Source organism: Myxococcota bacterium (assembly GCA_039030075.1).
GTDB lineage: Bacteria > Myxococcota_A > UBA9160 > UBA9160 > SMWR01 > JAHEJV01.
The window spans coordinates 394,405-416,226 of sequence record JBCCEW010000001.1; the positions used below are offsets into that span (position 1 = coordinate 394,405).

Sequence of the window (21,822 nt, forward strand, 5' to 3'; positions counted from 1 at the left end):
GGTCGACACGTGACCGAGATCCAGACCGTCACCGGGCCGACGACACCGGAGCAGCTCGGCAAGACCCTGATGCACGAGCATCTGTTCATCGGGTACCCGGGCTACGACGTGGATTGGCTGCGACCGGGTCCCAGCCGGCGCGATCACGTCGCGAAGTGCGTCGACAAGATCGAAGAGATGAAGTCGGTCGGGGTGACGTCGATGCTCGACCCGTGCCCGACCGATCTCGGCCGCGATGTGGAACTGATGGCCGAGGTCGCCCAGCGCACCGGCTTCTCTTTGATCTGCGCCACCGGGCTCTACAAGGAGGCCGAGGGGGCGACGGCCTATTGGAAGTTCCAGATGGGCTTTGGCTCGGTCGTCGAGACGATGGCCGAGCTCTTCATCCGCGAGCTCACCGACGGCATCGCCGATACCGGCATTCGGGCCGGCATCATCAAGGTCGGCACGGGTCACGGCACCCTCACCGATTACGAGCAGGCGGTCTTCTCCGCCGCGGCGAAGGCGTCCATCGAAACCGGGGCGCCAATCACCACCCACACCGACGGCGGGCGCTTCGGTGACGACCAGCAGCGCTTCCTGGTCGACCACGGCGTGCCGCCCCACCGGATCATCATCGGGCACTCCTGCGGGACGGCCGACCACGACTACCACTGCGGCATCGCCTCAGGCGGGTCGTATCTCGGCTTCGATCGCTTCGGTCTCGACATGATCCAGCCCGATACGGACCGCGTCGCGTCGCTCGCGAAGCTCGTGGCGGCGGGCTACGGCGACCGGGTGGTGGTTTCCCACGACTCGGTCTGGTGCTGGGGCGGGATGCCGATCCCGAACCCGGAAGTGCAGGTGGCGATGGAGAAGATCTGGACGCCCAGTCACTTCGCGACCCGGATCGCGCCCCAGCTGCGCGAGGCGGGCGTCACCAATGCCCAGATCGACGCGATGCTGATCGACAACCCGCGTCGCTTCTTCGCCGGGGATCCGCTGGCGAACTAGGCGGCGCCGTCGAGGGCGGTGCGCAGGTCGTCGACGAGGTCATCGGGATCCTCGATCCCGATCGAGAGCCGCACCAGGTCGTCCGGTACCGGTGAATCCGCACCCTCGACCGCCGCCCGGTACTCCACCTGACTCTCGACGCCGCCCAGCGAGCTCGCGTCGGCGAAGCAGCGTAGACGCGAAGGCAGGGCACGCGCAGCGGCCGCACCTTCCCGCAGTCGCAGGGACACCAGCGGGCCGAAGCCGCCCTGCATCTGACGCGCCGCGATGGCGTGGCCCGGGTGCTCGGGAAGACCGGGATAGAGCACCTCGGCTAGCGCGGGATGGTCCTGCAACGCCTCGGCGACGCGTTGCGCTCCCTCGCAACTGGCGCGCACCCGCAGGTAGAGCGTGCGCATGCCGCGCAGGAGCAGCCAGGCCTCGAAGGGTCCGAGGACCGCACCGCGGTAGCCGCGCTCGTAGCGCACGGCTTCCCAGGCGGCGTCGGGCGTCGCGCACACGAGAGCCCCGGCCAGCACGTCGGCGTGACCGTTCAGCTGCTTCGTGGCCGAGTGCATCACCCAGTCGACGCCCAGCGACAGGGGCTGGCACAGCGCGGGCGTGGCCAGCGTGCCGTCGGCCACGGTCCGCGCGCCGAAGCGTCGCGCGACCTCGACCGTGGCGGCGATGTCGGTGACGACGGTCATCGGGTTCGACGGTGTTTCGATCCAGACCAGGGTGGGTTCGTCGGGCTGCAGGAGTGTTTCGAGCCGTGCCGGGTGCGTTCCGGGCCAGCGACTCACCCGCAGTCGTCCCTTGGACTCGAGGTGAGCGAGCCAGCCGCGCACGGTCCAGTACATCTGCTCGGGAATGACGACGTGCGCGCCGTTGGGCAGCGTCTCGAACACGGTCGTGGCGGCGGCCATTCCCGAGGCAAAGAGCAGGGCTTCGGCGCCGCCTTCGAGGTCGGCGAGCAGGGCCTCGGGCGCGTCGAAGCTCGGGCTCTGGTCGCGGGCGTAGCTGTGACCGCCGGGATAGGTGCCGCTCCTGTCGCGTCGGTAGGGAGTCGACGGGTGGATCGCGGGCACGACCCCGCCCACCGCCTCGTCACTGGCTCCCAGGGCCCGCGCCGCTCGGGTCGCCGGAGCGAGGGGGCGTGCGTCGTCGGGATCAGGCGGTTGCGCCACCGTCGATCACGATGTCTTCGCCGTTGATGTGGGCGGCCTCGTCCGAGGCGAGGAAGGCGATCAGCGCCGCGACGGTCTCGGGTCCGCGCCCGTGGTCGAGCGGGGTCTGGCGCATCACGAGCTTCATGTCGGCGTCCTCCGGGAGCCCGGCACCGCCCTTGGTCATGGGCGTCTTGATCCCGCCGGGACACACTGCGTTGATCCGCACGCCGCGGGCGGCGTATTCGATCGCGAGGGCTTTCGTGAAGCTCCAGACCGCCCCCTTCGACGCCGCGTAGGCCGCGCCGTAGATGAGCCCGGAGACGGCGGCGGCCGACGACATGTTGACGATGTTGCCGCCGGTCTCGAGCAGATGGGGCAGGGCGGCGCGACACACGAGGAAGGTGCCGTCGGCGTTCACTGCCTGGACCTTCCGCCAGGTCTCGAAGTCCATCTCGTGGGTGTGGGCGAAGCGCAGGATCCCCGCGATGTGACAGACGGCGTCCAGGCGCCCGTAGCGCTCCAGGCCCGACGCCAGCGAGGCCGCCACCGAGTCTTCCTGGGAGACATCGCACACATTTGCGATCGCAGAGCCTCCGAGCTCGATGGCGCGCTTCGCCGTCGCCTCGACTTCGGCGGCCTGGACGTCGGCGCAGATCAGGTGCCCGCCCTCGCTCGCGATGCGTTCCGCCGTGGCGCGCCCGATGCCCGAAGCCGCCCCGGTGATCCACACCACCTTGTCGTCGAAACGTCCCACGTTCTCTCCGACGGTCTAGCGGGGGGCGAGATCGCGCGAGGCCTGGATCGGATCCACGCCCATCGGCAGCAGACCGATCATCGGCGTGTCGACCCCGTTCTCGACGTACTGCTGGATGTGCTCGCGGCATTTCTCGGGCGGTCCGTGGACGACGATCGCGTCGACCACTTCGTCCGGGATCGAGGCGGCGGCGCCCTTGCGGTCGCCTTCCTTCCACTTCGTCCACATCGCGTCGAGCAGCTCCGAGCGGCCCAGCCACTCGTGGAACGCAGCGTAGACGGGCACGTTCAGGTAGGCGTTCACCGCGAAGCGGGCCATGTTGCGGACGGCCTCGGTGTCGGGGTTCGGGCACACGAAGATGCGCGCCACGATCTCCTTGTCCCGGCCCCCCTGGTGGACGTAGGGCGCGACGGTCTTCACGTCTTCGGCCGAGAGCCAGTTCAGGATGGCGCCATCGCCTTCGCGGCCCGCCAGCTTCAGCATGCCCTGGCGCAGGGCCGCGACCAGCAGCTTCGGCGGCTCGTCCATCTTGACGCCGAGGCGGAAGTTCTTCACCGAGAAGGTCTCGTAGTCCTCGGTCACCTTCTCACCGGTGAAGGCCTTGCGCAAGAAGCGCACCGTGTCGCGCACGCGCTGGTAGGGCTTTTCGAAGGGGATGCCGTTCCAGTTGCCAACGATCACGTTCGACGACGAACCGATGCCCATCACGAAGCGACCGGGCGCAGCCGACGCCAGGCTCGCGGCGCTCATCGCGAGCAACGCCGGGCCGCGGGTGTAGGCCGGGAAGATTGCGCAGCCGAGTCGCGCCTCGGGGGCCCAGGCCGACGCCAGCGCCAGGGGAGTGAACCCGTCGGTGCCGTTCGCCTCGGCACTCCAGAGGTCGGTGTAGCCGAGGTCGACCAGCTCGCGGATCCAATCGCGCTGCTGGGCGAGGGGGACCCCGTCGAGGGGGATCGTCATTCCGTAGCGTGCCATGCGGCCTCCCGGGTCGTGGACGGAGCACTATACTGCGCCGCGCCCCGACGCGCGGGACGGAGCCGTCCGAACGCGCCCCAACCACCTGGACACCGAGGAGGTCCCCCCATGCGCGCAGCCGTTCTCCGCGGCTACAACCAGCCTGTTGCCATCGAAGACGTCGACATCGCGAGCCCGGGCCCGCGCGAGATCAAGGTGCGGACCCACGCCTGCGGCGTCTGCCATAGCGATCTGCACGTCCTCGAGGGCTCGCTGCCCGCGCCGCCCCCGCTGGTGCTCGGCCACGAGCCGGCCGGCGTCGTCGAAGAAGTGGGCAGCGACGTGAGCTACGTGCAGCCCGGCGATCACGTGATCGCCTGCCTGTCGGCCTTCTGCGGCACCTGCGATTTCTGCCTCTCGGGCCGGCTGAACCTGTGCGGTGGGGAGGCGACGGCGCGCAAGCCCGAGGAGCCCCCGCGGCTCTCGCAGAACGGCGAGGTCGTCCACCAGTTCGCGCATCTCTCGGGGTTCGCCGAGCAGATGCTGCTCCACGAGAACGCGGTGGTGAAGATCCGCGAGGACATGCCGCTCGAGCAGGCCGCGCTGATCGGCTGCGGTGTCACCACCGGCGTTGGCGCGGCGCTCAACACCGCGAACATCGCGCCGGGCAGCAGCGTCGCCGTGATCGGTCTCGGAGGCGTCGGCCTGTCGGCGCTGCAGGGCGCGCGCATCGCCGGCGCCGGTCGCCTGATCGCGATCGACACGGTTCCCTGGAAGCTCGACCTGGCCCGAAAGCTCGGTGCCAGCGACGTCATCAACGCCAAGGAGGCCGACGCGGTGATGGGCGTGCACGAGCTCACCGGTGGCGGCGTCGAGACGAGCTTCGAGTGCATCGGCACTGCGCCGACGATCCAGCAGTCGGTCGCGATGCTCCAGAAGGGTGGCACCGCCGTCATGGTCGGCGTGCAGCCGATCGGCCAGACCGTCGAGCTCATGGGCCTCGACATCGTGATCCAGGGCAAGACGATCGTGGGCTCGATGATGGGCGACAACCGCTTCCGCATCGACATGCCGCGCTATTGCGACTTCTATCTGGACGGTCGCCTGCGCCTCGACGAGATGATCTCGGCGCGCATCGGCCTCGACGACCTGAACGACGCTTTCGAGAAGATGAAGTCCGGGGAGGTGGCGCGCTCGGTCGTCACCTTCGCCTCCTGAGGAGCCTCCGATGTCCGAAGAAGTCATTACCTGTGAGATTGCGGACGGTGTCGCCACCGTCACGCTGAACCGTCCCGCGGCCGCCAACGCGATCGACCTCGCGCTGGGCCAGGGTCTGATGCACGCGGCGATCCAGGTCGACGAAGATCCCTCGGTGCGGGCCGTGCTGCTGACGGGCGCCGGCAAGATGTTCTGCGCCGGTGGCGATCTGAAGTCCTTCGCCTCCCAGGGCGACAAGGTGCCCGCGCTCCTGAAGGAGCTAACCACCTACCTGCACGCCGCCACATCGCGTTTCGCCCGGATGGACGCGCCGCTCATCGTCGCGGTGAACGGGATGGCGGCCGGGGCCGGCTTCAGCATCGCCGTGTCCGGGGATCTCGTACTCGCCGCCGAGTCGGCGAAGTTCACGATGGCCTACACCGGCGCGGGGCTCTCGCCCGATGGCAGCTCGAGCTTCTTCCTGCCGCGGCTGATCGGGCTGCGCCGGACCCAGGAGCTGATGATCACGAACCGTCGCCTGTCGGCTGCCGAGGCCCTCGACTGGGGTCTGGTGACCCAGGTCGTGCCCGACGACGAGCTGGCCGAGAAGGCGGGCGCGCTCGCACGGCAGATCGCCCAGGGACCCACACGCGCCTATGGCGTCGTGAAGCAGCTGCTGGCGTCGAGCACCCAGGAGTCCCTCGAGACCCAGATGGAGCTCGAGTCGCGCGGCATCGCGTCGATGGCGGGGAGCCCCGACGGGCGTGAGGGCATCGCCGCCTTCGTGGAGAAGCGGGCGCCGAAGTTCTCGGGCGCCTAGCGCGCCGACCCACCCGGGTCCCCTATCCTCGTTTGACAATGACGGCCGACGCTGGCCCAATGCGTCGCTACCATTGACATTCGACGGGTGGACCCGTGGCCAACGTCCAACAGATGGTGCTCTTCGCGAAGGTGGTCGAGGCGGGCAGCTTCGCGGCTGCCGCAAAGGCCCTGGGGCAGACCCGCGCCGCCGTGAGCAAGCAGATCGCGAGCCTCGAGGAGCGGATCGGGGCCCAGCTGCTCAACCGCACCACCCGTTCGATGCACCTCACCGAGATCGGCGCCGAGTTCTACGCGCGCTGCGCCCGGATCGCCGAAGAGGCCGCGGAGGCCGAGCGGGCCGTCGCCAGCCTGCAGGGCGCGCCGCGCGGCCGGCTGCGTCTGCGGGCCCCGCTCACTTTTGGACGGCGCTACCTGACGCCGTTGGTCACACCCTTCCTCGAGCGGCATCCGGAAATCACCATCGATCTCGTCCTCGACGACGAACCCGTCGACCTGGCCCAGGAAGGCTTCGATCTGGCGATTCGTATCGCCGCGCGCGGCGACTCGTCGCTCACCTCCCACTTCCTCGCCGACAGCCCCCACGTGGTGTGCGGGACCCCCGGCTACTTCGAAACCGCCGGCGTCCCGACCGCGCCCGAACATCTGCGCGAGCACCGCTGCCTGCTCTACAGCTCGCTGCCCACGCCGCGCCTCTGGCGATTCCAGAACGGACGGTCGGTGCGCGTGACGGGTGCCTTCCAGGTGAATCACGGGGAGGCGTTGCGGCGCGCCGTGCTCGACGGCGCGGGGCTGGCCTACCTGCCGCGCTTCATCGTGGGCGAGGATCTCGACAGCGGGGCGCTGCATTCGGTCCTCGACGACTGGTCCTGGTCGTCCCAGAAGGTCTACGCGGTGGTGCCGCGGCATCGGAACCTGACGCCGAAGGTGCGGGCCTTCCTCGAAGCGTTGGAGCAGTACTTCCATCCGACGGCGCCGTGGGAGCGCGACGCCGCATGAAACCCGAAGCCGATCTCGTCGAGCGCATCCTGCGCGCCCGCGTCTACGACGTCGCCATCGAGACCCCCCTCGATCCGGCACCGCGGCTCTCCGAACGCCTCGGCACGCGGGTGTGCATCAAACGCGAAGACCTGCAGCCCGTGTTCTCGTTCAAGGTGCGCGGCGCCTACAACCGGATCGCGGCGCTGCCGCGCGACGCGGCCGAGCGTGGCATCTTCGCTTCGTCGGCGGGAAATCACGCCCAGGGCGTCGCGTTGGCGGCGGCGCGGCTCGGCTACCCCGCCACGATCGTGATGCCGCGCACGACGCCCGAGATCAAGGTCTCCGCCGTCGCGGCCTACGGTGTCGAGGTCGTTCTCCACGGGGACAGCGTGGAAGAGGCCCGCGACGAAGCCGCACGGCGCCAGGCGGAAGCCGACGGCGTGTTCGTGCATCCCTACGACGACCTCGAGGTCATCGCCGGCCAGGGCACGATCGGCGTCGAGATCCTGCGCCAGCACCCGGAGCCGATCGAGGCGATCTTCGTGCCGGTCGGAGGCGGCGGACTCCTGGCCGGGATCCTCCACTACGTGAAGTTCCTGCGGCCCGAGACCGCGGTGGTGGCGGTGGAGCCCGAGGATGCGGCCAGCCTGAAGGTCGCGCTCGATGCCGGGCGCCCGGTTCCTCTCGATCACGTGGGCCTCTTCGCCGATGGCACGGCGGTCCGACAGATCGGCGATCTGCCCTTCGAGCTCGTCCGCGATCGGGTCGACGGCGTCGTCACCGCGAGCGTCGACGAGATGAGCGCTGCGATCCTGGACCTCTTCGAAGAGACCCGCGTGCTCGCCGAGCCTTCGGGCGCTCTCGCGCTGGCGGGCATGAAGAAGTGGGTGGCCGAGAAGGGCGGGGAGCGGTCGGGGGCCCTCGTCGCGATCCAGAGCGGCGCCAACATCAACTTCCATCGGTTGCGTCACATCTCGGAGCGCGCCCAGCTGGGGGAGGACCGCGAGGCCATCTTCGCGGTCACGATTCCCGAGCGCCCCGGCAGCTTCCGCGCCCTGTGCAGCGCCCTCGGCGAGCGCTCGGTCACCGAGTTCAACTACCGCTACGCCGATGACGACGAGGCCCACGTCTTCGTCGGGGTCGAGCTGCGCGAGGGCACCGAGGACCGCCACGATCTCGCCGAAACCCTGCGCGGCGCGGGCTACGCCGTGCAGGACATGACCCACAACGAGCTCGCCGTCTTGCATACCCGCCACATGGTGGGGGGGCGGGTGCGCGCCCTCGCCGACGAGCGTCTGCTGCGCTTCGAGTTCCCCGAGCGACCGGGCGCGTTGGGGCGCTTCCTGTCGCTGATGTCGCCGAGCTGGAACCTGACCCTCTTCCACTACCGCAACCACGGCGCCGCCCACGGGCGCGTCCTGGCCGGGATCCAGGTCCCTTCGCACGATGGCGAGGCCTTCGCACGCTACCTGGGCGAGCTGGGGTATCCCTGGGTGGAAGAGACCGAGAACGAGGCCTACCGGCTCTTCCTGCGCTAGCGGAAGCCGTTCCCCGCACGCGGGCAAGGAGACGATCGATGATCTGGAATCTGGGCGACCTGCTCGACGGGGTGGCCAAGGCGCTGCCGGCGGACAGCCCGGCGATCGTTCACGGCGACGTGCGCTTCGGCTGGGCCGAGTTCGATCGTCGCTCCAACAACCTCGCCCAGGGGCTGCGCGAGCGCGGTGCACAGCCCGACGACAAGGTCGCCTTCTATCTGCGCAATCGCGCGGAGTACCTCGTGGTGCTCGCGGCCTGCATGAAGGCGCGGCTGGTCCACGTGAACGTGAACTACCGCTACCTCGCCGACGAGCTCCACTACATCCTCGACAACTCGGACGCGCGCTTCGTGGTATTCGGCGACGAGTTCGTGGACCGACTCGGGGAGCTGGTTCCCCGTCTGCCGAAGGTCGCCTCCTTCCTCCAGGTGGGCGGCGCGACGGCCGACTTCGCCGAACCGCTGGAGCCGCTCTGCGAAAAGGGCTCGGGCGAGGCCCTCGACATCGAGCGTTCGCCCGACGACCTGCTCTTCATCTACACGGGCGGCACCACCGGCATGCCGAAGGGCGTGATGTGGCGTTCGGAGGATCTCTGGGGCGCGCTCGGCGCAGGGGGGAACCATCCGGCGAATCGCGGCGAGAAGCCGGCGAGTCCGCAGGCCCACTTCGACGCGGTGCGCGCTCATGGCCGCGGCCCGATCCAGATCCCCGCCTGCCCGCTGATGCACGGGACGGGGCTGCTCACCGCGATCAACAACCTGGTCGGGGGCGGCTGTTGCGTCACCCTCGAGCAGCCGAACTTCGACGCCGAAGAGCTCTTCGACACCGTCGAGCGGCAGCGCGCCGAGTCGCTGGTGATCGTGGGCGACGCCTTTGCGCGTCCGATGTGGAACGCGCTCGAAGCCCACCCGGGTCGCTGGGATCTCGCTTCACTGCGGGTCGTGATGTCGTCGGGGGTGATGTGGAGCCAGGAGGTCAAGCAGGGCCTGCTGGGGCATCTCCCCCAGCTCATGCTCGCGGACCTCTTCGGTTCGTCGGAGGCCGTCGGATTCGGGTCATCGGTGACGTCCGCGAAGGGCGGCACGAAGACCGCGAAGTTCACGATCGGCGACGACTGCCGGGTCTTCACCGAAGACCACCGACCCGTCGAGCCGGGCAGCGGCGAGCGCGGCTTCATCGCCCGCCGCGGTCCGATTCCCCTCGGCTACTACAAGGACCCGGAGAAGACGGCGAAGACCTTCCCGACGATCGATGGCGTCCGCTACTCGGTCCCCGGGGATTGGTGCACCGTCGAGGCCGACGGGACCCTCACGCTGTTGGGGCGCGGCAGCGTGTGCATCAACACCGCCGGCGAGAAGGTCTATCCGGAAGAGGTCGAGGAAGCCCTGAAGACCCACGACGCGGTCGAGGACGCGCTGGTCGTCGGCATTCCCGACCCGAAGTGGGGCCAGGCGGTGACGGGCGTGGTGTCGCTGCGCCCGGGCGAGGCGTTCGACGAGGCCGCGCTGCGCGAGCACGTCCGCACGAAGCTCGCGGGCTACAAGACGCCGAAGCGCGTCTTCGCCGTCCCCGAGATGTTCCGCGCCCCCAACGGCAAGGCCGACTACAAGCGGGCCACGGCGTTCGCCCGGGACGCGCTCGGCGCCTAGTCGCCGGTGTCGCGCTCCGCAGCGTCCAGTGCTTCCAGCCCCGGACAGACGCGGAACGCGGCGGCGCGCTCGGTGGGGTCGCGTAGCTCTTCCCAGTAGGGCCAACTGCGACAGCGCTCGGGACGCACCGGGTAGATCGTGCAGCGGCTCGGCCGGCCCCCCTCGAGGAAGACGCAGGCCGAGGTCGGACCGGCGGCGAGGCGATCCCCGCGGACGTCGACGTAGCGGGAGCGGAACGCCGCCTCGGTCATCCCGAGATGGTCGGCGATGTGGCGGGCGTCGTCGGGGGTCACCCGTACCTGGCCGCCGGGCCGGGAGCAGCAATTGCCCGAGCGCAGGCAGCGGTGCCGGAACGGGAAGGGGGCGTGGGCGTCGGGCATGCGAAAGAACAAGGGCCCTGCCGTCGGGGCCAACGTGTGGTCCGGAACGGCAGGGCCCCCTGGTTCCAGCGGGAGTGGCTACTCCATCGCCTTCTTCATGGCGTCGGCCGCTTCGCCGGTCTTCTCTTCGGCGGCGTCCTGCGCGTCGGCGGCGGCGTCGCCCACCGCGTCGGCAGCATCCGAGGCGGCCTCACCGACCGCGTCGGCAGCGCTTGCGGCCACGTCGCCCACGGCTTCGGAAAGCTCGCCGGCGCTCTCGCCCGCAGCTTCAACGCCTTCCTGCGCCTGTTCACAGGCGATCGCCGCCGCGGCGATCGCAACCAAGGAACCCAGCGTTCGCATCTTCATGTCGTTTCCTCCCCTCGCGGTCCGTGTGGTACCGCGCGAATCAGGCCGTCGGTACGGCCCGTACTCCCCGTAGGCACCACGTTGCCACACTCCCGTGCGTCGCGCCGCGCGCGGATCTCCCCAGGGGCAGGTCGTCGGATCGCCGCGCCGGACCTAGGCCCGCTTGCGGGTCATCTTCTTCCGGTTGCGGTTGATGTCCCGCAGCATGGCGATGCCCTCGTCCGCGACCTCTTGCCCGACGACCTCGTCGTCTTCGCGGTGGAGCTCCTCCATGTCGACCCAAGTCGCATACACGGAGCGCGTGCGCTCGGTGATGATGCCGGCCTTGAGCAGGGTCTTGATCAGGACGCGGAAGATGTTCGTCTGCTGGGTGAGGGTCTCGCGCCGGTCTTCGTCGCCGAACGCCTCCATCACGGCGCTGCGCACCCACTGCCAGTCGAGGCCGAAGGGCGCGTAGATCTCCTGCTTCTGCTCGGCGTTCACGAGGTTGAAGAGCAGGGTCTGGAAGCACTGAGCGGCCCAGTCCTCGACCTGCTCGTGCTCCTCGTTGGTGAGATTCGGGACCGTGCGGTCGGCCCAGATCTTCCCGAACTTGTGGTGGAAGGCTTCGTCGGTCATGACCAGCTGCACCAGGCGGCGCAGCATCGGGTCGTTGGTGCGCGCGTGCAGCGTGGCGAACGCGCCCATCGCCAGCCCTTCGACCAGCATCTGCATGCCGACGAGCTTCTTGTAGACCTTCTCGGAGCGGACGATCTGGTCGAGCAGGCTCGCCAGGGTCGGACCCGAACGCAGCGGCGTTCCGAAGCGGGCGGCGACGTAGTTGGAGAAGCCCGTGACGTGGCGCGCTTCCTCGCGTGCCTGATTCGCGGCGTACTCCTGAGCGCCGGGTTCGCGCAGGATCTGGCAGAGGCTCGCCGAGAGCGAGAGCGCGCCCTGCTCGCCGTGCAGGATGCTCGACAGCATGAACTGGGCGTTGGCGTTCGCCAGTTGGATCTTCTGGCCTTCGTCGAGCCGATCGGCGACGGCGCAGTTGAGCTCGACCACCATGTCGCGCGGCAGGATCGTCTCCTCGCGCAAATCGAAGGGCTCGCGGTAGTCGATGTAGGCCGGGTCGGTGGGATCCCAGAAGTGATCCTCGGTGGCCGAGATGATCGCGTCGAAGGCGTCGCTGCGGGCCCCGTAGCGATCGGTCTCGATCATGGCCAGGAAGTTGTCGCGGTCGACGGTGTCGTAGAGCGGGTCGTGTCGGGGCATGGTTCTCCTCGGACCCGCAAGCGTAGCCGGGGAGGGAACGGGCGCCGAGCCCGGCGGCCGGGCGGCCCCGCGTCGGCGGGCCCTGCGCCGAGGGGCTAGGGTCGGCGCGTCGTGGAAACGTGGGCGCGCGAGTTCTTCTGGGTCTGTGTGGCGGTCGTCGCCGTCGGGGTCCCGCTGTACGCGGCGCGCGTGCGCGGGAGCACCTACGCCGGCTTTGCCGCCGTGATCCTGCTGTTTTCGCTGCCGGGCGCCCTGTGGAGCGAGGCGCGTCTGGCGGGGTTGGCCGGCGGCGGGAGCGCCCGCTGGGTGTCCGTGGGCTTCGCCCTGGGCACGCTGGCTGCCGGCTGGCACCTCGCGCATCTGGTCCGGGCGCGTTTGCGCGGGCCCGTCTTCCGCTGGCTGGTGAGCGTTCCCGGCCAGGCCTTCGTCGCGGCGGGCTTCGTCGCGATCGGCTGGGCCCTGCTGTTGTCCCCCTTCCGGCTGGGGCTGTGGGCCGCGGGTGCCGACGCATGGTTGACCGCGCTTCGCTGGCTCGACCTCGTGCCCTTCGTCCTCGCGCTGGGATCGATCCGGACCTCGTTGCTGCCCCGGGTCGAACACGTGCAGGTGCAGCTCGCCCCGGCGCCCCATGATCGCGCCGAGGCCTTCGTCCGGGCGCCGGTCGTGCGCCAGCGCGGCTGGCCGGCCCCGGCTGCGTCGGGCGCGGAGCCTGGGCTGCGCATCGTCCAGATCACCGATCCCCATCTCGGGCCGTGGCAGCCCGTGGCGCGTTTGCAGCGCAGCCTCGAGTCACTCCTCGAGAGCGACCCGGATCTCGTCCTGCTCACCGGCGACTTCCTGACGATGGAAGGGCAGGGCACGCCAGGAGCACTGGGAGAAGCGCTCGCCCCGCTGCGCGCCGTGCAGGATCGTTGCTACGCGATCTTCGGAAACCACGACCACGAGGCGCCCGACGAGGTGCGCGGCGCACTCGAGCAGTGCGGCGCCGACCTCCTGATCGACGACGCCCGCCGGGTCGACACCCGCTGCGGCCCGGTTCAGATCATCGGGGCCGACTACGTCGGCCGCGGTCGCGGCGAACATCTCGCGGGCCTGCTCGCACGCTTCCCCCGCGAACCCGACGCCTTGCGCCTGCTGCTCTTGCACGACCCACTGGGCTTTCGCGAGATTGCGCCCGGCGAAGTCGATCTCACCTTGTCCGGGCACACCCACGGTGGTCAGGTTGGCTTGGTCTCCTTCGGCTTGGACTGGACGGTCCTCGGGCGCACACGCTGGCCCGACCACGGGTTCTTCGCCCAGGGCTCGAACCGCCTCTACGTTCACCGCGGGACGGGCTTCTACGGGTTTCCCTTGCGCATCGGAGTCCCCGGGGAGCACTCGGTCCTCGAGCTGCTGCCCCACGCCACGCGCTGAGCGCGACACACGTTGCCGACGGGTGGCCCACCCAGGTACGGTCCCCGCGTGCCCGTTGCCCTCATGCGCACACCGAAGGATGCCCGCGCGTTGCCCATGCCGGCGCGATCCCCCGCGTCACCGAGCGGTTCCGGGCGGGCACTGACCTTCAGGGGGAGGCCGCCCGGAGGGTGCGTCGCCCCGGAGAATCGATGCTGAACGGCAGTGTGCACCCGGATTTCGAACGCACGGCAAAGACCTTCTTGAAGCAGGTGCCGTCGGGCCCCGGTGGGGCCGCGCTCTGCGTCTATCACCGGGGAGAGAAGGTCGTCGATTGCTGGGCGGGCACCCGCAACCTGGACGGGGACCCCTGGGAAGAGGACACGCTCTCGCTGTCCTATTCCACCTCGAAGGGGGTGGCCTCGACCCTGCTGCACATGCTCGTGGACCGGGGCCTGCTCGACTACGACGACCCGGTGGCCGCCCATTGGCCCGAGTTCGCGCAGGGTGGGAAGGCCGAGATCACCATCCGACAGGTGATGTGCCACGAGGCGGGGCTCTACAGCATCCGTCAGCTCGTCGACCACGCCCATCGGATGCTGGACTGGGAGTACATGGTCGAGGCGCTGGGCGACGCGGTGCCGCTGCATCGGCCCGGCAAGGCCCATGGCTACCACGGGCTGACCTACGGCTGGCTGGTCGGAGAGCTGATTCAGCGCGTCACCGGGAAGAGCTTCAGCGACCTGCTGGCCTCGGAGATCGCCGAGCCGCTCGGCCTGGACGGGCTGTTCATCGGGCTGCCGAAGCGCCAGATGAAGCGGCGCGCGACCCTGATTCCGTCGGGCCTCGTGCAGCCCGGCGGGACGTCGGCGCAGAACATCCAGCGCTGGAGCCGTGGCATCAATCGCTTCCTGCGTCTGGTGGGGAACCCGGTCGACCTGGAGCAGGTCGCCGAGGCCTTGCTGCCGACCGGCATGGACGACCTCGACTTCGACAGCGAGGAGTTCCTGCGGGTCCCGGTACCCGCGGCCAACGGCATGTTCACTGCGCGTTCGCTCGCGAAGCTCTACGCGACGCTCGCGAACGACGGTGAGCTCGGCGGCGTGCGACTGCTCTCACGCGACACTCTCTGGCGGGCGACCGAGGTGCAGAACCGCGGCATCGGTCGCGTGATCCCGATCCCGATGCACTGGCGACTCGGCTATCACCGCGTCGCGACGCTGGGCGCGTCAGTCCCGGCCGGTTTCGGGCACTCGGGCTTCGGCGGCTCGGGCGCCTGGGCCGATCCGGACCGCGAGCTGTCGGTGGCGCTCACCCTCAACAGCGGCGTCGGCACGCCCTTCGGCGATCTGCGGATCATCCGCATCGGCACCGCGGCCCTGCGCTGCGCGGAAGCCCGCTAGTCCGCTCCGACTAGGGCTCGAGCACCACCTTGATCGCGCCCGAGGCGCGATCGGCCGCCGTGCCGAAGGCTTCGGGGGCGGCCTCCAGCGGGAAGCGGTGGGTGATGATCGCGTCGGCGAGTTCGCTGCGCGCGAGCACACCGGCAGCGACGTCGACATCGCGCGCGACCCCGTCGCGTCCGTACATGCTGGCCGGAATCACCCGAACTTCCTTGAGGCAGAGCGCGAAGCCGGGGAGGGCGAGGCCGTCCCAGTAGGTGGCCAGGAGCAGCAGTCGCGCACCCGGACGCGCACGCGCGACCGCATCCTCGAGGGCCGCTGGCGTTCCGGCCGCGTCGATCACGAGGTCATAGCCGTCGCTGGGTTCGCCGGCGCCGAGCCGAGCACCGGCGGCGCGTTGGGCGTCGTGGCGCGCGACCAGGTCGACCGGTGCACCGGCCGCACGGACCGCGGCGATCGCGCACAGTCCGATGCTGCCGCCGCCGATCACGCAGACCCGTTCGTCGCCGCGCAGCCGCGCCCGGCGCAGCCCGTGCACCGCCACGGCCAGCGGTTCGACGAGACAGGCATCTTCGACCCGCACGTGTCGCGCGAGGGGAACCAGGCAGCGTTCCGGCACGCGGATCGTCTCGGCCATGCCGCCGTCGTGGGAAGTCCCGATCACGATCGTTGGCCCGAGGGCGCAGAGGTTGTAGTCACCGGCGCGGCAGGCGGGGCAGGCGTCGCAAGGGCGCACCGGTTCGATCGCGACAGGCGTGCCGTCGGGCGTGGTGCCCGCCATCTCGTGTCCGAGGGTGACGCCCTCGAGACCCTGGGCCACCAGGTGGAGATCGGAGCCACAGATGCCCGCGGAGCGGATCGTGACGTCGATGCCCTCGTGGCGCGGCGGCTCGACGTCGACGACTTCGACTTTCCCGGCACGGGCTCGTACGGCGCGCATCGCCGCAGGCTACCCCAGGAAACGCGCGCCCACCGGAACCGCGCGGCGCGGTACCCTGCGCGCCAGGAGGACGGCATGGCGTACGACAAGGGCCTTCACGATCTCGGCAACGGCTGTTTCGCCTATCTGCAGCCCGATGGGTCCTGGGGCTGGAGCAACGCCGGGCTCGTCGTGGATGGCGAAGCGACCCTGCTCGTCGACACGCTCTTCGATCTCCCGCTCACCGCCGAGATGCTGACCACCATGCGCGACGCGGTCCCCGCGGCCGCTTCGATCGACGTGCTGGTGAACACCCACGCGAACGGCGACCACTGCTACGGCAACGAGCTCGTCGAGGGCGCCGTGATCCTCGCCTCCGAGGCCTGCGCCGAAGAGATCTCCGAGGTGCCGCCGGCCTTGCTCGCCGAGATGGTGAAGAACGCCGACGCCTTCGGAGAACCCGGCGCGTCGTTCGTCCGCCACGCCTTCGGCCCCTTCCAGTTCGAAGGCATCACCGTGACGCCGCCCACCGAGACCTTCCGCGGCGAAGTGCGGCGACAGGTGGGCGACAAGGAAGTGCGGCTCCTCGAGGTGGGGCCCGCACACACGCGGGGCGACGTGCTCGTCCACGTGCCCGAGGACCGCACCGTCTTCACCGGCGACATCCTCTTCACCGAGGGACACCCGATCATCTGGGCCGGACCCATCGCGAACTGGGTGGCCGCCTGCGACACGATCCTCGCGATGGACGTGGAGACGGTGGTGCCCGGCCACGGCCCCTTGTCGGGCCCCGCGGAGGTGGAGGCCCTGCGCGGCTATCTGCACCACATCGAGAAGGAGGCGCGGCGTTGCTTCGATGCGGGATTGCCGCGGGAGGAGGCGGCGCGTGCGGTCGCGCTGGATGATTACGCGTCTTGGGGGGATGCGGAGCGGATCGCGGTGAATGTCGCGGCGTTGTATCAGGAGTTTGGGGATACGGCGCCTCCGCCGAATACCGCAGAACTCTTCATGCTCATGGCGCAATTGTTTGCTGACAGGGCAGCCTGACGGCGTTTCGCGCCCGATCTCTGCGTTGCGTCGCCCTCGACGTCCGCAGTTGTTCGCCTCTAGGGCCGCCTGACGGCGTTTCGAACCCGATCTCTGTGTTGCGTCGCCCTCGACGTCCGCAGTTGTTCGCCTCTAGGGCCGCCTGACGGCGTTTCGAACCCGATCTCTGCGTTGCGTCGCCCTCGACGTCCGTGCGGACGCCTTCGGGCGTCGCGCCTCGATCTCGGGCCCGCTCCGCTCGTCAGGTTCTAGGCACGCGTTCGTGCGGCTGCGCCGCCCTTCGGGCGTCGCGGCTCGCTGCGCGAGCCCTAGTCATCCGAGTTCTGTTGCGGGGGCGGGGCCGGGGGAGGCGTGGCGCGGAAGAGGTTGGCCACGGCGCCGACGCCGCGGGCAGCCTGCCAGCCTTCCATGCCGGCGGTCCACACCAGGGTGTCGGGGCGCACGCGCCCGGCGCCAACGGCCTGGGCGAGCTGGGCGGGCGTGAACGGTCCGACGCTCTGGCCGTTCTCGATGATGTGCCAGGGCTGCACCGGCGCCGGGGGCGGCGGCGGTGTCGGGGAGGGCGCTGCCGGGCCGGGACCCATCGGGCCGTTGCCACCGGCTCCGCCGGTGGGCGGAGCCCACTGCTGCGCCATGGCCATACCCATGCCGACACCCACACCGGCGCCGGCGAGACCGCCGGCCGGGTTCTCGGCCGCCACGGGCATCGCGGTGCCCAGCTGGTACTGCTGGTAGGCATTCATGTCGCCGATCACGCCCATGCTGGTGCGCACGTCGAGGGCCTGCTCGACCTCGGCGGGCACCGAGACGTTCACGATCACCAGCTGCGGGATCTCGAGCCCGTACTCGTCGTCGATGCGCTGGACCACGGCCGTGCGCACCTGCTCGGAGAGGTCGGCGTAGTTCGCGGCCAGGTCGAGGACGCCGAGCTCCGATTTCGCGAGCACGTCGGCGAGGCACTGGTTGATGATCGCGCGCAGCAGCTCCTGGATCTCGTCGGCGACGAACTCGCCGTCGGTCCCTACCAGCTCGGTGAGCAGGGTCTTCGGGTCGGTGGCGCGCAGGGCATAGGTGCCGAAGGCGCGCACGCGGATCGGCCCGAAATCGGCGTCGCGCATCAGCACCGGGTTCGGGGTGCCCCAGCGGAGGTCCGGGATCTGCCGCGTGCTGACGAAGTAGACCTCGGCCTTGAAGGGGCTGTCGAAGCCGTAGAGCCAGCCCGCGAGGGTCGACAGGATCGGCAGGTTCTTCGTCTCGAGGCGGTGCTGGCCGGGCCCGAAGACGTCGGCGATCTGGCCCTGATGGACGAAGACCGCCATCTGGCCGGGTCGCACGATCAGTTGGGCGCCGTACTTGATCTGGTTGTGGTAGCGCGGGAAGCGCCACACCAGGGTGTGACGGCTGTCGTCGACCCATTCGATGATGTCGACGAGTTCGGCTCGCAGCTTGTCCATGAATCCCATGTCGTGTCCTCTCGGTTCGTACTGAGGTGAAGGTGTGGTCGCGCAGGCGCGCTAGGTGAGGAGGTCGAAGAGGATCCGGAGGATCCCACCGCTGGTGTCCGCGCGCGCGTAGCCTGACGTGTCGGTCTGGACCCGGATCCGCGCGGCGGCCTGAGCCGCGGCGCGCTTCGCGGCCTCGTGCTCGTCGGTCTTCGTGTCGAGGAGCGGCGACGTCTGGCCGCCGGATAGAATGAAACCGGCGACCTGCTCGAGTTCGTCGGCATCGAGGAAGGTGCCGTCGTTGCGGCACTCGTCGAGGATCACGCCGGACGAGCGCTTGTAGTTCACGCGGTGCATGTGCATGTCGCACTCGGGGCAGCGGCGGTAGGTGACCTTCTGGTCGAGGGGGTTGCCGCCGCGCACCCGCGGCGGTGGCGCCACGTTGCCCGCGGCGCGGCGCAGCTCGGCGGCCTTGCGTACCAGGGCGTCGAAGTTGCCCCCGCCCACCCAGAGGCCGTGGCAGCCCTCGCACTCGTTGACCGAGATCCCTGCGATCTGGCTGGGCGGCATGCGCATCTCACAGGCGGGGCAGGGCAGCTCGTGGCCCTCGGCCCGAACGGCCTCGGGACGGAAGGCGACCCCACACCCGACGCAGAAGCGGCTGTCGTCCGCATTGCGGGCGAAGCACTCCGGGCAGATCAGGGACAGCTTCTCCGGATTCCGGACGATGTCCGACCCGCAGTAGCTGCAGCTCTTCGCCTCCTCGCTGACCTGGGCACCGCACGCCCCACAGCGGGCGATCGCCGCGTCCACCGAACGCAACGGCTCGTTCGCCAGCTCCTCGCCGCAGCGGCACGCGATGGTGTCGGCGGCGATCTGGCTGACATCGTATTGGGTATGGCAGACCGGGCAGGCGATCAGCTGCACACCGGTTTCATCGACGCGACGGCGAGGAGCCTTGAAAGCGTGCGCCTGCGCATGGCTTGCAGTTCGCTTGCCGGTCGCTGAAATCGTCCCGATCGCACCGGAGCGTCCGTTCGCGAGCCCCCACGCTATGTTCCGCCGCTGGGGGTGGCGAATGAGCGAGCAGCGGCAGCGCCTGACGGGTCGCATCTTGATCGGGATGGCGGCGGGGATCACCGTCGGCCTCGGTTTCAACCTGGCGGGCACGGGGAGCGCGCTCTCCACGTTCGTGGTGGACGGCGTCTTTCACGTCGGCGGCCAGATCTTCCTCGCCTCGCTGAAACTCCTGGTCGTCCCGCTGGTGCTGGTGTCGATCGTCTGCGGCGTGGCCTCCCTGGACGACCTCTCGCGGCTCGGGCGGGTCGGTGGCAAGACGCTGGGCCTCTATCTGATGACGACGGCGATCGCGATCTCCCTGGCGCTCTCCGCGGCGATGCTGGTGCAGCCCGGAGCCGGTTTCGATCTCGAAGCGCCGAGCTTCGCGGCGAAGGAGCCGCCCTCGGTCGTCGACACCCTGATCAACCTGTTCCCCTCGAACCCGATCCAGGCCATGGCCGACGGCGAGATGCTGCAGATCATCGTGTTCGCGAGTCTCTTCGGGATCGCGATGACGCTGTCGGGCGATCCGGGGAAGCGCGTGCTGGCCTTCTTCCAGGACCTGAACGAGGTGATCCTGCGGCTCGTCATGCTGCTGATCAGCCTGGCTCCCTACGGTGTCTTCTGTCTGCTCGGGAAGGTCTTCGCCGCCGAGGGGCTCGCGGCCATCCGCCCGCTGGGTTGGTACTTCGGGCTGGTGCTCGCGGTGCTCTTCACCCATGCCCTGTTCACCTATCCGCTGCTCGTGCGAACGCTTGCGCGGCTGAACCCGGTGGTGTTCCTACGGAAGATGCGGGCCCCGCTGGCGCTCGCGTTCAGTACGGCGAGCAGTGGCGCCACGATCCCGGTGACCCTCGAGACGGTCGAGCGGCGCCTCGGGGTGAACAACTCGATCGGGTCCTTCACGGTCCCGCTCGGCGCCACGATCAACATGGACGGGACGGCGATCATGCAGGGCGTGGCGACGGGCTTCATCGCCCAGGCGTACGGCATCCCGCTGGGTCCCGGCGACTTCCTCTCGGTCGTGCTCACCGCCACCCTGGCGTCGATCGGCACGGCGGCCGTCCCGGGTGTGGGGCTCGTGATGCTCGCCATGGTGCTCCGGCAGGTGAACCTCCCGGTCGAGGGGATCGGTCTGATCATCGGCGTCGACCGGTTGCTCGACATGGTGCGGACCGCGGTGAACGTGACGGGCGACGCGGCCGTGACCTGCGTCGTCGCGAACAGCGAAGGGCAGCTCGACCGCGACGTCTTCCGAGACCCCCAGGCCGGCGCCGATCCCGCCTAGGCGCCGAAACACCGCGCTAGCCCCCGGGCCGCGCCCCGTGTTTCAATCGCCCTATGGAAGAGCGCGCCCGCAGCATCGTCCTGGCCGCCATCGAGCTGGCCGAGGAGGGGGGCTTCGAGGGCGTGCGGCTACGCGACGTGGCCGCGCGCGCCGGAGTCGCCCTCGGGACGCTCTATCGCCGCTTCCGCAGCAAGGAAGACCTCCTGCTCGCCGCCCTGGAGCTGCAGGTCTGGTCGCACCAGCAGCAGTTCGAAACCGAGCCGCCTGCGGGCCCCTCCGCCGAAGCGCGGGTCACGGCCTTCTTCCGGACGACCACGGAGGCGATGTGCTCCCGGCCCCAGCTCGCGAGGGCCCTGGTGCGCGCGATCGTCGCCGGTGGCCCCGAACTGAGCCAGCGCGTCGCCGCGTTCCACGGCCACATCGAGGAGCTGATCACGCGCGCTTTACGAGGTGACGGCGTGGCGCCCGACCTGCCGCCGACCGAGCACGAACGGCAGGTCGCGCACGTGCTCCTGCGGGTTTGGTTCGCATCGCTGATCGGTTGGGCGAGCGGTCTGCAGGGGGTCGCAGAGGTGGTCGAGGAGACCGAGAGTGCGGCGCGCTTGATCATCGGCGAATCCACCGCGCTGGCCCGCAGCGCCTGACAGGAATCGGCGACGTTCTCTTGCTCCCGTCGGGGGAACATGTTTGAATCGCCCTCGCCGGTGCTCCGTCCCAGAACGCCGGCGTCCTCGTAGACGTCCCGCCGTCGCGCACGCGACGAGGCCAATCGAAGGAACCGCCCGATGAAGATCGTGATCGACTATGACCTGTGTGAGGCCAATGCGGTGTGCATGGACGTTTGCCCCGAGTGTTTTCGGGTCGAGGAAGACGACACGCTCACGGTGCTGATCGAAGAGCCCGGCGAAGAGCTGCGCGGCAAGGTCGAAGAAGCGGTGCGTCTCTGCCCGCGGCAGGCGATCGTTCTCGAAGGCTGACCGAGTCCGCTCTCGCGGGCCGACGTCCCCGAGCGCAAGCCTGCACCCCGAACGGGAAGCCTGCACCTCGAACCGGAAGCCTGCGCCTCGAACGAAAACGGCCCGACGACCCAAGGGTCGACGGACCGTTCGAAGAGGTTGGTGGAGCTGAGGGGGATCGAACCCCTGACCCTCAGACTGCCAGCCTGATGCTCTCCCAGCTGAGCTACAGCCCCACGCGGACTCTCAAGCTAACGCAGCTTTCCCCGCTGTCAAAAACCCTGTGGCTTCGGGTCGTTGG

The 21,822-nt window shown here is 69.7% G+C and carries 21 protein-coding genes and 1 tRNA gene; 12 read left to right on the top strand and 10 right to left on the bottom strand.

Features of this window, described 5'->3' with window-relative positions; translation table 11 throughout:
• The first annotated feature begins 9 nt into the window (after positions 1-9).
• Entirely contained in the window at positions 10-993 is a 984-nt protein-coding gene (locus AAF430_01655; protein ID MEM7408925.1) for a phosphotriesterase-related protein, read from the top strand.
• On the opposite strand, the gene AAF430_01660 is transcribed toward AAF430_01655, so the two are convergent.
• From AAF430_01660 to AAF430_01670, 3 genes are read right to left on the bottom strand one after another with little or no spacing between them, the layout of a single operon-like run.
• On the bottom strand, positions 990-2,159 hold the full coding sequence (locus AAF430_01660; GenBank protein MEM7408926.1) for a PLP-dependent aspartate aminotransferase family protein: 1,170 nt from the start codon (positions 2,157-2,159) through the stop codon (positions 990-992). The genes AAF430_01655 and AAF430_01660 overlap by 4 nt on opposite strands.
• The gene (locus AAF430_01665) at positions 2,143-2,895 is read right to left on the bottom strand and encodes an SDR family NAD(P)-dependent oxidoreductase (protein MEM7408927.1); all 753 of its coding nucleotides are present in this window, start codon (positions 2,893-2,895) and stop codon (positions 2,143-2,145) included. The genes AAF430_01660 and AAF430_01665 overlap by 17 nt, the downstream gene beginning before the upstream one ends.
• A gap of 15 nt (positions 2,896-2,910) precedes the next feature.
• Entirely contained in the window at positions 2,911-3,870 is a 960-nt protein-coding gene (locus tag AAF430_01670) for an LLM class F420-dependent oxidoreductase (protein ID MEM7408928.1), read from the bottom strand.
• A 108-nt stretch (positions 3,871-3,978) separates the two neighbouring features.
• Here AAF430_01670 and AAF430_01675 point away from each other — a divergent pair, with 108 nt between their 5' ends.
• From AAF430_01675 to AAF430_01695, 5 genes are all read left to right on the top strand, one after another.
• The gene (locus tag AAF430_01675) at positions 3,979-5,067 is read left to right on the top strand and encodes a Zn-dependent alcohol dehydrogenase (protein MEM7408929.1); all 1,089 of its coding nucleotides are present in this window, start codon (positions 3,979-3,981) and stop codon (positions 5,065-5,067) included.
• A gap of 10 nt (positions 5,068-5,077) precedes the next feature.
• Positions 5,078-5,866, top strand: a complete 789-nt coding sequence (locus AAF430_01680; GenBank protein ID MEM7408930.1) for an enoyl-CoA hydratase — start codon at positions 5,078-5,080, stop codon at positions 5,864-5,866.
• Between the two features lie 95 nt (positions 5,867-5,961).
• The gene (locus tag AAF430_01685; protein MEM7408931.1) at positions 5,962-6,864 is read left to right on the top strand and encodes a LysR family transcriptional regulator; all 903 of its coding nucleotides are present in this window, start codon (positions 5,962-5,964) and stop codon (positions 6,862-6,864) included.
• Complete coding sequence (gene ilvA / locus AAF430_01690) at positions 6,861-8,384, top strand: threonine ammonia-lyase, biosynthetic (GenBank protein ID MEM7408932.1); 1,524 nt, start codon at positions 6,861-6,863, stop codon at positions 8,382-8,384. The genes AAF430_01685 and ilvA overlap by 4 nt, the downstream gene beginning before the upstream one ends.
• 38 nt (positions 8,385-8,422) lie before the next feature.
• Positions 8,423-10,033, top strand: a complete 1,611-nt coding sequence (locus tag AAF430_01695) for an acyl-CoA synthetase (GenBank protein MEM7408933.1) — start codon at positions 8,423-8,425, stop codon at positions 10,031-10,033.
• Here the strand turns inward: AAF430_01695 and AAF430_01700 are convergent.
• The 3 genes from AAF430_01700 to AAF430_01710 all read right to left on the bottom strand — a co-directional run bounded on the left by AAF430_01700 (position 10,030) and on the right by AAF430_01710 (position 12,015).
• A complete protein-coding gene (locus tag AAF430_01700) occupies positions 10,030-10,413 on the bottom strand; it encodes a YkgJ family cysteine cluster protein (protein ID MEM7408934.1) in 384 nt (127 codons plus the stop codon). The genes AAF430_01695 and AAF430_01700 overlap by 4 nt on opposite strands.
• A 78-nt stretch (positions 10,414-10,491) precedes the next feature.
• Positions 10,492-10,761 (bottom strand): hypothetical protein, encoded by a 270-nt coding sequence (locus tag AAF430_01705; GenBank protein ID MEM7408935.1) that lies wholly within the window; start codon positions 10,759-10,761, stop codon positions 10,492-10,494.
• A gap of 153 nt (positions 10,762-10,914) precedes the next feature.
• Positions 10,915-12,015, bottom strand: coding sequence for a ferritin-like domain-containing protein (locus AAF430_01710; protein MEM7408936.1), 1,101 nt, complete (start codon positions 12,013-12,015; stop codon positions 10,915-10,917).
• Positions 12,016-12,126: 111 nt separating this feature from the next.
• Here AAF430_01710 and AAF430_01715 point away from each other — a divergent pair, with 111 nt between their 5' ends.
• Both AAF430_01715 and AAF430_01720 read left to right on the top strand, forming a co-directional pair.
• Positions 12,127-13,428: a metallophosphoesterase gene (locus tag AAF430_01715; GenBank protein ID MEM7408937.1), complete on the top strand. Its 1,302-nt coding sequence runs from the start codon at positions 12,127-12,129 to the stop codon at positions 13,426-13,428.
• 191 nt (positions 13,429-13,619) lie between these two features.
• Entirely contained in the window at positions 13,620-14,810 is a 1,191-nt protein-coding gene (locus AAF430_01720) for a serine hydrolase domain-containing protein (protein MEM7408938.1), read from the top strand.
• A 10-nt stretch (positions 14,811-14,820) separates the two neighbouring features.
• Here the strand turns inward: AAF430_01720 and AAF430_01725 are convergent, their stop codons facing one another.
• A complete protein-coding gene (locus AAF430_01725) occupies positions 14,821-15,750 on the bottom strand; it encodes an alcohol dehydrogenase catalytic domain-containing protein (protein ID MEM7408939.1) in 930 nt (309 codons plus the stop codon).
• 75 nt (positions 15,751-15,825) lie between these two features.
• Between AAF430_01725 and AAF430_01730 the strand changes: the two genes are divergently transcribed.
• The gene (locus AAF430_01730; protein ID MEM7408940.1) at positions 15,826-16,776 is read left to right on the top strand and encodes an MBL fold metallo-hydrolase; all 951 of its coding nucleotides are present in this window, start codon (positions 15,826-15,828) and stop codon (positions 16,774-16,776) included.
• A 308-nt stretch (positions 16,777-17,084) separates the two neighbouring features.
• Here the strand turns inward: AAF430_01730 and AAF430_01735 are convergent, their stop codons facing one another.
• Positions 17,085-18,239 (bottom strand): SPFH domain-containing protein, encoded by a 1,155-nt coding sequence (locus AAF430_01735; protein MEM7408941.1) that lies wholly within the window; start codon positions 18,237-18,239, stop codon positions 17,085-17,087.
• 51 nt (positions 18,240-18,290) lie between these two features.
• Positions 18,291-19,145, bottom strand: a complete 855-nt coding sequence (locus tag AAF430_01740; GenBank protein ID MEM7408942.1) for a zf-TFIIB domain-containing protein — start codon at positions 19,143-19,145, stop codon at positions 18,291-18,293.
• A 151-nt stretch (positions 19,146-19,296) separates the two neighbouring features.
• Between AAF430_01740 and AAF430_01745 the strand changes: the two genes are divergently transcribed.
• From AAF430_01745 to AAF430_01755, 3 genes are all read left to right on the top strand, one after another.
• Complete coding sequence (locus tag AAF430_01745; GenBank protein MEM7408943.1) at positions 19,297-20,565, top strand: dicarboxylate/amino acid:cation symporter; 1,269 nt, start codon at positions 19,297-19,299, stop codon at positions 20,563-20,565.
• 53 nt (positions 20,566-20,618) lie between these two features.
• Positions 20,619-21,209, top strand: coding sequence for a TetR family transcriptional regulator (locus tag AAF430_01750; protein MEM7408944.1), 591 nt, complete (start codon positions 20,619-20,621; stop codon positions 21,207-21,209).
• Positions 21,210-21,350: 141 nt separating this feature from the next.
• Positions 21,351-21,542, top strand: coding sequence for a ferredoxin (locus AAF430_01755; protein ID MEM7408945.1), 192 nt, complete (start codon positions 21,351-21,353; stop codon positions 21,540-21,542).
• A gap of 139 nt (positions 21,543-21,681) precedes the next feature.
• On the opposite strand, the gene AAF430_01760 is transcribed toward AAF430_01755, so the two are convergent.
• Positions 21,682-21,757: transfer RNA gene (locus AAF430_01760), tRNA-Ala, on the bottom strand.
• Positions 21,758-21,822: the final 65 nt, after the last annotated feature.

Excerpts from the sequence above, each read along its gene's own strand:
- AAF430_01670 (MEM7408928.1), bottom strand. The coding sequence starts at position 3,870 with ATGGCACGCTACGGAATGACGATCCCCCTCGACGGGGTCCCCCTCGCC.
- AAF430_01675 (MEM7408929.1), top strand. The coding sequence starts at position 3,979 with ATGCGCGCAGCCGTTCTCCGCGGCTACAACCAGCCTGTTGCCATCGAA.
- AAF430_01680 (MEM7408930.1), top strand. The coding sequence starts at position 5,078 with ATGTCCGAAGAAGTCATTACCTGTGAGATTGCGGACGGTGTCGCCACC.
- ilvA (MEM7408932.1), top strand. The coding sequence starts at position 6,861 with ATGAAACCCGAAGCCGATCTCGTCGAGCGCATCCTGCGCGCCCGCGTC.
- AAF430_01695 (MEM7408933.1), top strand. The coding sequence starts at position 8,423 with ATGATCTGGAATCTGGGCGACCTGCTCGACGGGGTGGCCAAGGCGCTG.
- AAF430_01700 (MEM7408934.1), bottom strand. The coding sequence starts at position 10,413 with ATGCCCGACGCCCACGCCCCCTTCCCGTTCCGGCACCGCTGCCTGCGC.
- AAF430_01705 (MEM7408935.1), bottom strand. The coding sequence starts at position 10,761 with ATGAAGATGCGAACGCTGGGTTCCTTGGTTGCGATCGCCGCGGCGGCG.
- AAF430_01710 (MEM7408936.1), bottom strand. The coding sequence starts at position 12,015 with ATGCCCCGACACGACCCGCTCTACGACACCGTCGACCGCGACAACTTC.
- AAF430_01720 (MEM7408938.1), top strand. The coding sequence starts at position 13,620 with ATGCTGAACGGCAGTGTGCACCCGGATTTCGAACGCACGGCAAAGACC.
- AAF430_01725 (MEM7408939.1), bottom strand. The coding sequence starts at position 15,750 with ATGCGCGCCGTACGAGCCCGTGCCGGGAAAGTCGAAGTCGTCGACGTC.
- AAF430_01730 (MEM7408940.1), top strand. The coding sequence starts at position 15,826 with ATGGCGTACGACAAGGGCCTTCACGATCTCGGCAACGGCTGTTTCGCC.
- AAF430_01735 (MEM7408941.1), bottom strand. The coding sequence starts at position 18,239 with ATGGGATTCATGGACAAGCTGCGAGCCGAACTCGTCGACATCATCGAA.
- AAF430_01745 (MEM7408943.1), top strand. The coding sequence starts at position 19,297 with ATGAGCGAGCAGCGGCAGCGCCTGACGGGTCGCATCTTGATCGGGATG.
- AAF430_01750 (MEM7408944.1), top strand. The coding sequence starts at position 20,619 with ATGGAAGAGCGCGCCCGCAGCATCGTCCTGGCCGCCATCGAGCTGGCC.
- AAF430_01755 (MEM7408945.1), top strand. The coding sequence starts at position 21,351 with ATGAAGATCGTGATCGACTATGACCTGTGTGAGGCCAATGCGGTGTGC.